The sequence below is a fragment of the Rhodococcus sp. S3 genome (genome assembly GCF_058211795.1).
Genome location: NZ_CM177074.1, coordinates 2,145,525 through 2,158,459, shown reverse-complemented (window position 1 = coordinate 2,158,459; position 12,935 = coordinate 2,145,525). Strand labels below are relative to the sequence as shown.

The 12,935-nt window shown below is 69.4% G+C and carries 12 protein-coding genes; 6 read left to right on the top strand and 6 right to left on the bottom strand.

Going from position 1 to position 12,935, the window contains the following annotated elements; translation table 11 throughout:
• Window positions 1–4 precede the first annotated feature (4 nt).
• The gene (locus AC0LPE_RS10045; RefSeq protein WP_088898197.1) at window positions 5–487 is read right to left on the bottom strand and encodes a cation:proton antiporter regulatory subunit; all 483 of its coding nucleotides are present in this window, start codon (window positions 485–487) and stop codon (window positions 5–7) included.
• Between the two features lie 10 nt (window positions 488–497).
• Complete coding sequence (locus AC0LPE_RS10040) at window positions 498–878, bottom strand: DUF952 domain-containing protein (RefSeq protein ID WP_088898198.1); 381 nt, start codon at window positions 876–878, stop codon at window positions 498–500.
• Window positions 879–1,136: 258 nt separating this feature from the next.
• Here AC0LPE_RS10040 and AC0LPE_RS10035 point away from each other — a divergent pair, with 258 nt between their 5' ends.
• A complete protein-coding gene (locus tag AC0LPE_RS10035; RefSeq protein ID WP_006551338.1) occupies window positions 1,137–1,331 on the top strand; it encodes a DUF7455 domain-containing protein in 195 nt (64 codons plus the stop codon).
• Between the two features lie 75 nt (window positions 1,332–1,406).
• On the opposite strand, the gene AC0LPE_RS10030 is transcribed toward AC0LPE_RS10035, so the two are convergent.
• Window positions 1,407–3,134 carry a DEAD/DEAH box helicase gene (locus tag AC0LPE_RS10030; RefSeq protein ID WP_490606118.1) on the bottom strand — a complete coding sequence of 576 codons (1,728 nt, stop codon included), beginning with the start codon at window positions 3,132–3,134 and terminating at the stop codon, window positions 1,407–1,409.
• A gap of 211 nt (window positions 3,135–3,345) precedes the next feature.
• On the opposite strand from AC0LPE_RS10030, the gene AC0LPE_RS10025 reads away from it, so the two are divergent.
• A complete protein-coding gene (locus AC0LPE_RS10025; protein ID WP_490606117.1) occupies window positions 3,346–4,683 on the top strand; it encodes a YihY/virulence factor BrkB family protein in 1,338 nt (445 codons plus the stop codon).
• On the opposite strand, the gene AC0LPE_RS10020 is transcribed toward AC0LPE_RS10025, so the two are convergent.
• Window positions 4,656–4,892 carry a DUF3039 domain-containing protein gene (locus AC0LPE_RS10020; RefSeq protein WP_006551335.1) on the bottom strand — a complete coding sequence of 79 codons (237 nt, stop codon included), beginning with the start codon at window positions 4,890–4,892 and terminating at the stop codon, window positions 4,656–4,658. The two genes, AC0LPE_RS10025 and AC0LPE_RS10020, sit on opposite strands and share 28 nt — an antisense overlap.
• 73 nt (window positions 4,893–4,965) lie before the next feature.
• On the opposite strand from AC0LPE_RS10020, the gene AC0LPE_RS10015 reads away from it, so the two are divergent.
• The 3 genes from AC0LPE_RS10015 (at window position 4,966) to AC0LPE_RS10005 (ending at window position 7,972) form a co-directional block, all read left to right on the top strand.
• Entirely contained in the window at window positions 4,966–5,325 is a 360-nt protein-coding gene (locus tag AC0LPE_RS10015) for a DUF3099 domain-containing protein (RefSeq protein ID WP_160875975.1), read from the top strand.
• A 37-nt stretch (window positions 5,326–5,362) separates the two neighbouring features.
• Window positions 5,363–6,841 carry a DUF7782 domain-containing protein gene (locus tag AC0LPE_RS10010; RefSeq protein ID WP_490606116.1) on the top strand — a complete coding sequence of 493 codons (1,479 nt, stop codon included), beginning with the start codon at window positions 5,363–5,365 and terminating at the stop codon, window positions 6,839–6,841.
• 168 nt (window positions 6,842–7,009) lie between these two features.
• On the top strand, window positions 7,010–7,972 hold the full coding sequence (locus AC0LPE_RS10005) for a sigma-70 family RNA polymerase sigma factor (RefSeq protein ID WP_016692730.1): 963 nt from the start codon (window positions 7,010–7,012) through the stop codon (window positions 7,970–7,972).
• Window positions 7,973–8,072: 100 nt separating this feature from the next.
• On the opposite strand, the gene AC0LPE_RS10000 is transcribed toward AC0LPE_RS10005, so the two are convergent.
• Window positions 8,073–10,727, bottom strand: coding sequence for a bifunctional acetate--CoA ligase family protein/GNAT family N-acetyltransferase (locus tag AC0LPE_RS10000; protein WP_051033001.1), 2,655 nt, complete (start codon window positions 10,725–10,727; stop codon window positions 8,073–8,075).
• A gap of 106 nt (window positions 10,728–10,833) precedes the next feature.
• Entirely contained in the window at window positions 10,834–12,105 is a 1,272-nt protein-coding gene (locus tag AC0LPE_RS09995) for an acetoin utilization protein AcuC (RefSeq protein WP_026061234.1), read from the bottom strand.
• A 104-nt stretch (window positions 12,106–12,209) separates the two neighbouring features.
• Here AC0LPE_RS09995 and AC0LPE_RS09990 point away from each other — a divergent pair, with 104 nt between their 5' ends.
• The gene (locus tag AC0LPE_RS09990; protein ID WP_016692727.1) at window positions 12,210–12,896 is read left to right on the top strand and encodes an iron-dependent transcriptional repressor DtxR; all 687 of its coding nucleotides are present in this window, start codon (window positions 12,210–12,212) and stop codon (window positions 12,894–12,896) included.
• Window positions 12,897–12,935 lie beyond the last annotated feature (39 nt).

Here is a 12,935-nt window from a genome sequence, read left to right as displayed (position 1 = left end):
GGGATCAGCCGTTGCGCAGGATCCTGGCGGCAGCGTCGAGACCGTCCGCTGTGCCGACCGCCACCAGGATGTCCCCACCCGTGAGGACGAAGTCGGGTGTCGGGGACGGCATGACCTGACCGGCACGCATCACGGCCACGACCGACACGCCGGTGCGCGTGCGCAGCGCCGTGTCGCCCAGTACCGCTCCGTCGAACCGCGAATCCTCGTGGATGTGGAGCTGGCGAGTGAGGATTCCGGGCAGGTCGCGGTGGTCCTCACGCAATTGGGCGACGAGCTGTGGGGCACCGAGGAGATTGCTGAGCGTCGCTGCCTCCTCGACGGTGAGAGGCAGGGAGGCGGCACACGCGTCGGGGTCGCCCGCCTTCGAGATGATGAGGTCGCTGTGACCGTCCCGATGGGTGATCACCCCGATGCGGCGTCCGGAGGCGAGTTCGAAGTCCTTGCGTACACCGATCCCGGGTAGCGGCGTCACGTCGACGATCATGGCCGAAAGACTAGTCCTCCGGACCGACGACGTCCGCCTGCTCCCGGTCGAGGGGTGCGAACCGGCCGTCCGGTCCCGGCAGGTAGGGCATCACCTCCACCACGGCATCGACGGGCAGCGGCCCGTAGAGGTGGGGGAAGCGCATGGACTCCGGGTCCCCCGGCACGCCGGGTTCGAAACGGAGCGGGTCGACGAGACGCGTCGGATCGACATGCAACAGGAGCAGATCCGTACGGCCGGAGTACAAGCGGTCGGCGGGCAGGTGCACCTGGTGCGGCGTGGAGAGGTGGACGAAACCCTGGGTCCCGAGGGACTCCGGTGCGACCGCCCCGAGGGGTCGGAAGTGGTCCCACTCGTCGCGGGAGATGATGTGCAGCAGGGTCTCGGTCATGGCGTCATTGTGCGTCGGACGGCCTCTCCGGGGCGTTCCCGGCCCCCTGGAGCTCTGCGCTGTGAGCGAACACACTGTGCGGAAAACGGCCATGTCGCAGCGTTTTCGCTGTTCGATGCGTGAAACACGCCACCATTGGGCATCCAGGGGAACAACACGTGAATACGAATCGTCTGTCAGAGTAGATCCACCGCGCCGGCCGGTGCGGCGGACCAGACCCCGGCACCCGATATGAGCGGTGGCCAGTTTGGAGGAGTCATGCCCGGTACGTTGACCAGCCCGAAGTTGACCGCTGCAGATCGCTGCGATCGGTGCAATGCCGCCGCTCGTGTCCGCGCCGTCCTTCCGACCGGCGGAGAACTGTTGTTCTGCGGGCACCACGCGAACGAGCACACCGACCGCCTCCGTGAACTCGGAGCGACGATCGTGAGCGAGTCCGACGCCACCGTGTGATCCGCCGTCCGGAACCACGGTTCCGAGACCCGACCGAACGGGCGACCACCTCGAGGTGGTCGCCCGTTCTCGTCGTCACCAGCTGCGCAGGATCGTGATCCGGTCGCGCAGTTGCTCGGCGGTCGCCATCGCCGTCGGCGGACCACCGCACTGGCGACGCAGTTCGCCGTGGATCACCCCGTGCGGCTTCCTGGTCCGGTGGTGCACGACCGCGACGAGCGAATTGAGTTCGCGGCGGAGCTGGGCGAGGGTGTCGGCGGTCTCGACCCGCTCGGTCACCTGGGGCGGCGGAGTGGGTGCCGGTGCGGCCTTGGGCTTGTTCAGCTGCTGTTCCTGACGCTGACGCAGCAGTGCCCGCATCTGTTCCGCGTCCAGCAGACCCGGGAGTCCCAGATAGTCGGCCTCCTCGTCGGAACCGGCGAATGTCGCGGTGCCGAACGAGGATCCGTCGTAGATGACCTGATCGAGTTCGGCGTCCGCTCCGAGCGAGTGGTAGGCCTTCTCGTCCTCGCCGGGTTCGTCCTTGCGCCGGTTCGCGTCGGCGAGCAGCTCGTCGTCGAAGCCTTCCTTGACCCGGTGCGGCTTGCCGAGGATGTGGTCGCGCTGGGCCTCGAGCTGGCTGGCGAGCTCGAGCAGCACCGGCACGGACGGCAGGAAGACACTGGCGGTCTCCCCCTTGCGCCGCGACCGCACGAAGCGGCCGATCGCCTGTGCGAAGAACAACGGGGTCGAGGCGCTGGTCGCGTACACACCCACCGCGAGTCGCGGGACGTCGACGCCCTCGGACACCATGCGTACGGCGACCATCCACCTCTGGTTGCCCTCGCTGAACTGCGAGATGCGCTCGGAAGCAGTGGGATCGTCCGAGAGCACCACGGTCGGCATCTCGCCGGTGATCGACTCGAGGATCTTCGCGTACGCACGCGCGGTGGTCTGGTCGGTGGCGATGACGAGTCCACCGGCGTCCGGCATGCCGCCGGCACGCAGCTGCTGCAGACGGGTGTTCGCCGCCCCCAGCACCGCGGGAATCCAGTCGCCCTGGGGATCGAGGGCCGTCCGCCACGCACGGGCCGTCTGCTCGGCACTGAGAGGTTCCCCCAGCCGCGCGGTGAACTCCTCCCCCGCACTCGTGCGCCAGCGCGCCTCGCCCGAGTACGCGAGGAACACGACGGGGCGCACGACGCCGTCGGCGAGCGCGTCGGCGTAGCCGTAGGCGTGATCGGCCTTGGACTGCAGCAGACCGTCCTCGTTCGGCTCGTAGCTCACGAACGGGATCGCACTGTCGTCGCTGCGGAAGGGTGTACCGGTCAGCGCCAGACGGCGGGTCGCGTCCCCGAACGCCTCGAGGATGCCCTCACCCCAGCTCTTCGCGTCGCCACCGTGGTGGATCTCGTCGAGGATCACCAGGGTGCGACGCGCCTCCGTACGCACGCGGTGCTTGAACGGATGCGAGGCGACCTGCGCGTAGGTGACCACGACGCCCTGGTAGTCGCTCGACGTCTGCCCGGTGGAGTTCGTGAAGTTCGAGTCGAGCGCGATACCGATGCGGGCCGCAGCACCCGCCCACTGGTGCTTGAGGTGCTCGGTGGGGGCGACCACCGTGATCTGGTCGACCGTCCGGTCGCGCAGCAGCTCCGACGCCACCCGGAGGGCGAAGGTCGTCTTACCGGCGCCGGGGGTCGCGACGGCGAGGAAGTCACGCGGCTTCGTCGCGAGGTACTTGGTGAGGGCGCGGCGCTGCCAGGCACGCAGCTGGGCCACAGGGGCGGAGGTCGTAGCTTGTCCGACGGTTTCGGTGCTCACCGGTTTCTCGTGCTCCTTGTCCGCTTCGCTCGGGTCGGTGCCACCGCACTCGTCCGGGCGCCGACCGTCATGCAGCCTATCGTCTCGGAGCCCGCGAACCCGCCGAAGCCGCGGCGTCGGCGGGTTCTCCGAGGACTGCGTGGCAGAATTCGAGAGGCCCTCACCTGCCTGTGCGCGCACGCGAGCGTGTCTTCAGGAATTCTGGAAGTAGATGAACGACACACCACGGTCCCCCGCACAGGCATCCTCCGGCCGCGTTCGCCGCGCGGTCGGGAAGGGCTGGGAGGTCGTCACGCACACCCTGTCGTCGGCCTGGGACCACTCGATCTTCAGCAAGGCGGCGACGGCGGCCTTCTGGCAGACCCTCTCGCTGCCGCCCTTGGTGCTCGGTCTGCTCGGCAGCCTCGGTTACGTCGGAGGCTGGTTCGGTCCCGACACGGTGGAGATCATCACGTCGAAGACCGTCACCTTCCTCCGCTCGGTCTTCAGCGACAGCGTGGTCGACCAGATCATCGAACCCACCGTCGAGGACGTCCTCCGGCGGGGCCGCGCCGACGTGATGTCGTTGGGCTTCGTGTTGTCGCTGTGGGCAGGATCGTCGGCGATCTCGACGTTCGTGGATTCGATCGTCGAAGCGCACCACCAGCAGGACCATCGCCACCCGGTGTGGCAGCGGATCTTCGGCCTGCTCCTCTACGTGGTCTTCCTGATCCTGGCGGTGTTCACGATGCCGCTCGTCGCGCTCGGGCCCACACTGATCGGCCGGCTGCTGCCCGACGCCTGGTTCGACGTCGGCTCACGGATCATCGACACCTTCTACTTCCCCGCGGTGGGCCTGCTCCTGCTGATCGGTCTGACGACCCTGTACAAGGTGGCGCTGCCCAGGTCGCTGCCGTGGCACCGACTGCTCGGCGGCGCGGTCCTGGCCGGGGTGTTCTTCCTCGCGTCGAGCGTGATCCTGCGGTGGTACCTGACGTGGGTCGCGGCAACGGGCTACACCTACGGCGCGCTCGCCGCCCCGATCGCGTTCCTGCTGTTCACGTTCTTCCTGGGTTTCGCCGTGGTCCTCGGAGCCGAGTTCAACGCCACGGTGCAGGAGTTCTGGCCGGCACGCGCCACACGCCTGGAGCAGTGGCGGATCTGGCTCGCCGAGCAGTCGGCACGAGATCCGTCGCCCGACAGCGGGCCGGTGACGAACCTCACGCGCCGGTTGACGGGCTCCACGACGATTCGGCTGTCCGACCTGATCCGGCCCGGGGATCGCCAACCCGAGTCGTGGCCGATCGACGGGAAGCCGACCGAGTCGGATACGGCGACCCACAACGACACGTCTCTGCACGACGACACTGCCTCGTGCGACGAGCACGACGCCACTGCCTCGTGCGACGAGAAGGCCCGGCACGACGACAAGGCCGGGGGATCCGAAGTTCCCCCGGCCGAGACCGAACTTCCGCCGGTGGAGACGCTTCCGCAAGAATCACCCGACGCCGCGGCGGACGACGGGGTGTTCCACCAGGTGTCTCAGTCGCCCTTGCGCAAGCCGTCGTAGACTTTCTTGCATTCGGGGCACACCGGCGAGCCGGGCTTCGGCGACCGGGTCACCGGAAAGACCTCACCGCACAGCGCGACCACATGGGTACCCATGACCGCACTCTCGGCGATCTTGTTCTTCTTCACGTAGTGGAAGAACTTCGGGGTGTCGTCGTCGGTCGTTTCGTCGGTGGTGGTATCCGGCCGTTCCTTGATATCCGTGCTCACGTGTCCATGATGCCGCACGGAAGGGCCGGATGCGTATGTGCGTGCGACGGCCCGGCGTGGGAAGGTGGAAGACATGGCGAGAACTCACGGTTTCGGCGGATCCCCCGAGAACGGATCGCCCGACAACCCGGTTCTGATCACCGCGGCGGAGACGTCGCTCGAGGATCAGCACCGAGCACGGGTTCGCAAGTACCTCACCATCATGTCGGTCCGCATCCCCGCCCTGCTGCTGGCGGCGATCGCGTACGGCATATGGGCCAATCCCTGGATCTCGATGGCGATCATCGGGGTGTCGATCCCGCTGCCGTGGATCGCCGTCCTCATCGCCAACGACCGGCCGCCGCGCCGCAAGGACGAACCGAGCCGCTGGGACGGCCGCTTCGACGATCCCCCGGCGATCGAGTCGTCCCGCCACCATGTGATCGACGGCTGAGAGGGACCCCGGACGGGACGCTTGCGAGAATGTCGTGGTGGACCGCGACCTTCTTCTGTCTCTCTGCCCGGCTCTGCGCACCGCACTGATCCGGTGCCGCTACGACCTCGACACCGTCCGGGAACTGCTCGGCCCCGAGGCGCACGCCGCCCTCGGGCGCAGCGAACCCGTCCCTGCCCGGCGCATCGCGCGCGGTGCGGGCGATCTCGGCGTGCTCGTGCGGCTGTTCCTCCTCCAGGACACCTGCCCCGAGGACGAGGTCGCGCAGGCTCTCGCTCCGGTGACGACGGAGCAGGCCGTGCAGGCGGGACTCGTCGAACGCGACGGCGACGGCGTGCGGGCCGCTCTCGACCTGCGGCCCCTCGACGCCGGGACCGGCAGCCGCTGGGTGCTGTCCGATCTCGACGGCTCGATCCGTCCCGTCCCGACCCGTCCCGATCACGTCCTCGGCGTCGGTCAGGCCTCCTTGTCGCTGCTGCAGGCCACCCCGACCGATCGGGTCGGTTCGGTGCTCGATCTCGGCACCGGTTGCGGGGTGCAGGCCATCCGCGCCGCGGACCACGCGGACGAGGTCACCGCGACCGACATCAATCCCCGCTGTCTGACCCTGGCCGCCGCGAGCGCCGCGTTGAACGAGATCGACATCGATCTTCTCGAGGGGTCGTGGTTCGAGCCGGTCGCCGGCCGGACCTTCGACCGCATCGTCGCGAATCCGCCGTTCGTGGTGAGCGCCGGACGCGTCGAGCACAGCTACCGCGACTCCGGTCTCGACCTCGACGGCGCCAGCCGCCTCATGATCTCGCAGGCCGCCGAACACCTGAATCCCGGCGGCACCGCCGCGATGCTCGCGTCCTGGGTGCACGTCGAGGGTGAGGACTGGCGGGCCCGCGTCGCATCGTGGTTGCCGTCACACGGCGTCGACGCCTGGATCGTGCAGCGCGATGTCGCCGATCCCGCCCTCTACGTCGGGACGTGGCTGCGCGACGGTGACGCCGATCAACGCGAGCCGGAGGTCGCGGTGCGCGCCGAGCAGTGGCTCGACCACTTCGAGGAGCACGGCGTCGAGGGCGTCGGGTTCGGGTTCGTCTACCTGCGCCGCACCGACCTGCCGTCCGATGTGATGGCCGAGGACCTGCGGCACGCGTTCACCGACGCGCTGGGTGACGAGGCGATCGACTACTTCCGGCGCCTCGACTGGTTGCGTACGCACGAAGTGCTCGACGCCCGCTTCGCGGTGCGGCCCGACACGGCCCTCGAGCGGGTGCACCTGCCCGGTGAGGACGGGTGGGACCAGGTGGTCGCGCGGGTGCATCGCGGTGGCGGTCCGGCCTGGCAGCACGAGGTGGACGACCTCGCGGCCGCCCTGCTCGGCGGCATGCGCGCCGACGGCCTGCCGCTCGGGGATCTCGTGTCGCTGCTCGCGGCCGCGCACGGCGAGGACGAGGACGACCTCCTCGCGCAGGCGGTGGGCCTCGTGCACGGGTTGGTGCGGCACGGGCTGATCGAGCCCGCCTGACCCCCTTCGGGGCGTTCCTGAGGTTCCACGATTCGGTTCTCTCAGCAACTTCTCAGGAGCTCATCGGGTTAGTGCAGGTCAGCGCGGTGGTACTCGGAGACCGACGGGAACTCCACCGCTTCGCCGGTCGTTGAACCCTGTGAGACACCACCGATGAGGAGGCACGTCATGGCACGCCCCGAAACCACCGCTCGCTTCGATTCCGACCTCGACGGTCAGAGCCCCGCAGCCGATCTCGTTCGCGTCTACCTGAACGGTATCGGACGGACTGCTCTGCTCACCGCAGCCGACGAGGTGGAACTGGCCAAGCGGATCGAGGCCGGCCTGTATGCCAAGCACCTGCTCGAGACGAAGAAGCGTCTGTCGGCCGCGAAGAAGCGCGATCTCGCGATCATCGTCCGCGAAGGACAGGCCGCTCGCAGCCACCTGCTCGAGGCCAACCTGCGCCTCGTCGTCTCGCTGGCGAAGCGTTACACCGGACGCGGTATGCCCCTGCTGGACCTCATCCAGGAGGGCAACCTCGGCCTGATCCGTGCGATGGAGAAGTTCGACTACGCGAAGGGCTTCAAGTTCTCGACCTACGCGACGTGGTGGATCCGTCAGGCCATCACCCGCGGCATGGCCGACCAGAGCCGCACCATCCGGCTCCCCGTCCACCTCGTCGAACAGGTCAACAAGCTCGCCCGCATCAAGCGTGAGCTGCACCAGCAGCTCGGCCGCGAGGCGACCGACGAGGAACTCGCCAACGAGTCGGGTATCCCCGTCGAGAAGATCGCCGACCTGCTCGATCACAGCCGCGACCCGGTGAGCCTCGACATGCCCGTCGGCAACGACGAGGAGGCCCCGCTGGGCGACTTCATCGAGGACGCCGAGGCGACGTCCGCCGAGACCGCGGTCATCGCCGGCCTCCTGCACAGCGACGTCCGCAGCGTCCTCGCGACGCTCGACGAGCGCGAACAGCAGGTCATCCGGCTGCGCTACGGACTCGACGACGGCCAGCCCCGCACCCTCGATCAGATCGGCAAGCTCTTCGGGCTCTCCCGTGAGCGCGTCCGCCAGATCGAACGCGAAGTGATGGCCAAGCTCCGCGAAGGCGACCGCGCCGAGCGCCTTCGCGCCTACGCCAGCTGACCGGGCGCGTCAGCGGTATCCGATCCCCGAGAACCGGGCTGGGTTCTCGGGGATCGTTGCTGTCCGGGGCCTGTTCGGTGAGACGTCCACCAGGCCGCCGTCAGCGCAGACGGCGCGGGCCGAGGTCGAGAGGGTGCGGTTCGGGCCCGATCCGCACATGGGCGTCGGTGAGTTCGGCTCCCACCACCGAGGCCAGCACCGGCTCGCACACCAGCTCGCGCACCTCGGGAAGGTCGTCGGCGAGCGCCGAGATCCGCTGGACGAAATCGACGAGTGCCGGCTTGTTCACCGGCGCGGCGTTGCGGTAGCCCGACAGCAACGGCGCCGCCTTCGGAGCGTCGATCAGCTCGACCGCCTCGTCCTCCGTGAGCGGCAGGACCCGGTAGGCCCGATCACCGAGCAGATCGGAGATCACACCGGCGAGACCGAACGAGATGAGCGAACCGAACGACGGGTCGTCCTGCACACGGATCGCGCACCCGATGCCCTTGTGGGCCATCCGCTGCACGTGCATCAACGGCTCCCCCGACACCGCGGCCAGGTCGCGATAGGCGATCCGCACCGAATCCGCGTCGACGAGATCGAGCCGGACACCGCTCAGGTCGGGCCGGTGCCGCCACTGGGCACCGGTGGCCTTGACCGCCACGGGGAAACCGATCTCCTCCGCCGCCGCGACCGCCTCCTCCTCGGTGGTGACGGCGCGGAAGTCCGCGACCTCGACCCCGTAGCAGGACAGCAGCAGCGCCGCCTCGGTGTCCGACAGGTAGCGGCCCTCGGGTGTCGTTTCGAGCCAGCCGTCCACGAGCCCGCGGGCGCGTTCGGGGTCGATGCCCGCCGGCCGCACGACCTGCGAGGGCGGACGACTGCGCCACTTCGCGTACCGCCAGGCCCGTCCCAGGGCGAGCGCGGCCCGTTCCGGACCGGGATAGGACGGCACGGATCCGCGCGTCGGGTTGCCGTCCGGCCCGCGTACGGCCAGCACGTCGGGAATACCCTCGGTCGCCAGAAAGGTCGTGACCACGGGCTTCTCCGACCCTGCGACGGCGTCGCGCAGGGCCTGGGCGTAGGGCTGGACGTCGACGGCGACCGGCGGGACGAAGACCGCGATCACCGAGTCGACGTCGGGTGAGTCGAGCGCCTTCGCGACGGCCTCGGCGAACTCCTCCGGCGACGCCTGCGCGCCGAGATCCACCGCGTCCGGTGCCTGCAGGCCCTGGCCCCGGGCGGCGTCGACGGCGAGCAGGCCCAGCGCGGTGGAGTTGCCGACCACGGCGACGCGGGGACCGGCGGGCAGCGGCTGGTAACCGAACAGCAGCGCCGAGTCGAAGAGCTGGCCGATCGACTCGACCTGGACGACACCGGCCTGCTCGAACAGGTATCGCACGATGGTGTCGTCCATCTCCCCCGTCCGGGCGGCGAGCGCCGGGGGCACCGCGTGGCGGCCGCTCTTGACGGCGACGATCGGCTTGCTGCGCGCCACCCGCCGCGCGATGCGCGAGAACTTGCGCGGGTTGCCGAAGCTCTCCAGATACAGCAGCACCACTTCGGTGGCAGGATCGGTGTCCCAGTACTGCAGCAAGTCGTTGCCGGACAGGTCGGCGCGGTTACCGGCCGAGACGAAGGACGACAGTCCGACGCCCGTCTTGGCGGCCTCGTCGAGGATCGCGATGCCGAGGGCGCCGGACTGGCAGAAGAAGCCGACGTTGCCGGACGCCGGGAGCACGGGCGCGAGGGTCGCGTTGAGCCGGATGGCGGGATCGTTGTTGGCGACACCGAGAGCATTCGGCCCGATGAGTCGCATACCGTGCGACCGCGCGGCCAGGGTGAGCCGACGCTCAGCGTCGCGGCCCTCCGGTCCGGTCTCGCCGAAACCGGACGAGACGACGAGCAGCGCCTTGACGCCCTTCGCGAGACAGTCGTCGAGCACCGAGTCGATCGATTCGGCGGGTACGGCGGCGACCGCGAGGTCGATCTCGTCGGGGATGTCGCGGACGGTCGGGTAGGCGCGGACACCCCGGACGGACCGGTGTTCGGCGTTGACCGGGTAGACCGGCCCGGTGAACCCGCTGCGCAGCATGTTCACCAGCACGGCGTTGCCAACCTTGCGGCTGTCGGTGGAGGCACCGATGACGGCGACACTGCCGGGACCGAGGATGTTGCGCACGCTGCGCGCCTCGGCGGCGCGTTCGCGGGCGTTGCGGACCGAGACGAGGGCCTCGGTGGGGTCGATCGCGAACTCGAGCCGGACGACTCCCCCTTCGAAGCTGCGGCTGACCTGGTAGCCGGCCTCCCTGAAGACCGTGATCATGTGCCGGTTCTCGGCGAGGACCTCGGCGACGAAGGTGTGCAGTCCGTTCTCGGCGGCCGCGCCGGCGAGATGTTCGAGCAGGATCGGGCCGAGACCGCGTCCCTGGTGGGCGTCGGCGACGGTGAAGGCCACCTCGGCGGAGAGGCCGTCGCCCTCGTGCGAGAGTCCCTCGTACCGCCCGACGGCGATGATCTCGTCGCCGAGCACCGCGACGAACGCCACTCGCGACTTGTGGTCGACGACCGTGAAGTTGAACAGGTCCTTCTTCGAGATCGTCGGGTACGGACCGAAGTACCGCAGATAGCGGGTTCGTTCGGACAGCTTGGCGTGGAAGGCGACGATCCCGTCGGCGTCCTCGGGGACGATCGGCCGCAGGTGCACGACACCACCGTCCGAGGCCAGCACGTCGGCGACCCAATGCCGCGGATAGTCGCGGGCGCGCGCCAGCGCCGCCTCGCGCGCGGGGTCGGTCTCCCCTGTCGTCCCGACGCCGTGTGCGGGTGCGGCGCCCGCCGCAGACGCGGTGTCCGGTGCCGCCGCGGGATTCTGCCGGTCAGTCACGGGGGTCCTCCGGGTCCAGGCCGAGCAGCGGGAAGGCCGCCCGCCTCGTGGCGATGATCGCCGAATCGATGCGGGTCAGTGCACGGTCCAGGGACGCAATGCCCGTCTCCGGTGTGCCGCCGGGTCCGTCCCACGGCAGGTACGAGACGTCGGAGCCCTCCCCCATGACGGTGGGCAGTTCGACGCTCGGAGCGAGAGCGCCGACGCGCTCGCTCCAGTCCGCCGGGACGGGGGTGCTCAGGTCGATCTCGCGGTCCAACGCCGCGGCGATCAGGTGGGTCCACGCCCGGGGCACCACCCGCACGAGGCCGTAACCGCCGCCGCCCACGGCGAGCCAGCGGCCCTCGCAGTAGCGGTCGGCGAGATCGCGCATCGCGAGATACGACGCGCGCTGGCCGTCGACGGTCAGGGAGAGGTCGGCCAGGGGGTCCTCGCGGTGGCTGTCGGCACCGCATTGGCTGATGAGGATCTGGGGGCGGAACGCCGCGACCGCGCCCGGTACGACGGCGTGGAAGGCGCGCAACCACAACGCGTCCACGGTGCCCGGCAGCACCGGCAGATTGATCGCGGTGCCCTCGGCCGGACCCGAACCGACCTCGCTGGACCAGCCGGTGTTGGGCCACAACGTCGCGGGATGCTGGTGCAGGGAGATGGTCAGGACGCGGGGATCGCCGAGGAAGGCGTGCTGCACACCGTCGCCGTGGTGGGCGTCGACATCGATGTAGGCGATGCGGTCGTAGCCGTGGTCGAGCAGCCACGAGATCGCGATGGCGGCGTCGTTGTAGACGCAGAATCCGGCAGCCCAGTCGGCCATCGCGTGATGCATCCCGCCCCCGATGCTCACCGCGCGGCGGGCCCGGCCGCTCGCGATCTCGCGTGCGGCTGCGAGGGTCCCCCCGGCGAGCGTCGCGCTGGCCTCGTGCATGCGGGGGAAGATCGGGTTGTCCTCGGTGCCGAGACCGTGGGGCGCGTCGGCCGGAGGCGCCGCTCCCTCGGGGGCGGAGCCCGCGCGCTTGACCGCGTCGACGTAGGAGGCGGTATGGATGCGCAGCAGATCGGTGTCGTCCGCAGGGGACGGGCGGACCGTCTCGACACCTTCGAGGAGACCGAGACTGCGGGACAGCGCCATGGTGAGATCGAGGCGCGTGGGATTCATCGGATGTGTCGGACCCCACCGGTAATCGAGGTAGTCGGGGCTCCACACCACTATCCGATCGCCGCTCAGCTGTGTCGTACCGCCCGCCGCGGTGGAGCTCGTGGTCATGGACACAGACGCTACTGGTCCACCCACGGACATGCGAGCCTCGGAGGGCGCCCCCACCGTCCTGTTCGCACGGTTAGAATCGGCCCAGACGAAGGGGTGTGAGAGTGAAGGACCTGGTCGATACAACGGAGATGTATCTCCGGACCATCTACGACTTGGAAGAGGAAGGCGTGGTGCCGCTGCGCGCGCGTATCGCCGAGCGCCTCGAACAGAGCGGACCGACGGTCAGCCAGACCGTGGCCCGTATGGAACGCGACGGCCTGCTCCGGGTCGCCGGCGACCGCCACCTGCAGCTCACCGAGAAGGGCCGCGACCTCGCGGTCTCGGTCATGCGCAAGCACCGGCTCGCGGAACGGCTTCTCGTGGACGTGATCGGTCTCGACTGGGAGAACGTGCACGCCGAGGCGTGCCGCTGGGAACACGTGATGAGCGAGGAGGTCGAGCGCCGCCTCGTGGAGGTGCTCAACAACCCGACCACCTCCCCCTACGGCAACCCGATCCCGGGACTGGCCCAGCTCGGTCTCGACCGCACGGCGGTCCTCGACGAGAAGCTGGTGCGGTTGACGGAGATCCCGCACGGCAAGCCGACCGCGGTCGTGGTGCGCCGGCTCGCGGAGTACGTCCAGTCCGACCCCGAGGTCATCGCGCGGCTGCGTGAGGCCGGTGTGGTCCCCGACGCGCGGGTTACAGTCGAGACGCGACCGGGCTCGGTGTCCATCACCGTGGCCGGTCACGACAGCTTCGAGCTTTCCGACGAGATGGCCCACGCCGTGCAGGTGAAGCAGGTCTGACCCAGACCCCTTTTCGCATGTCCGGTACGGGCATGCGAA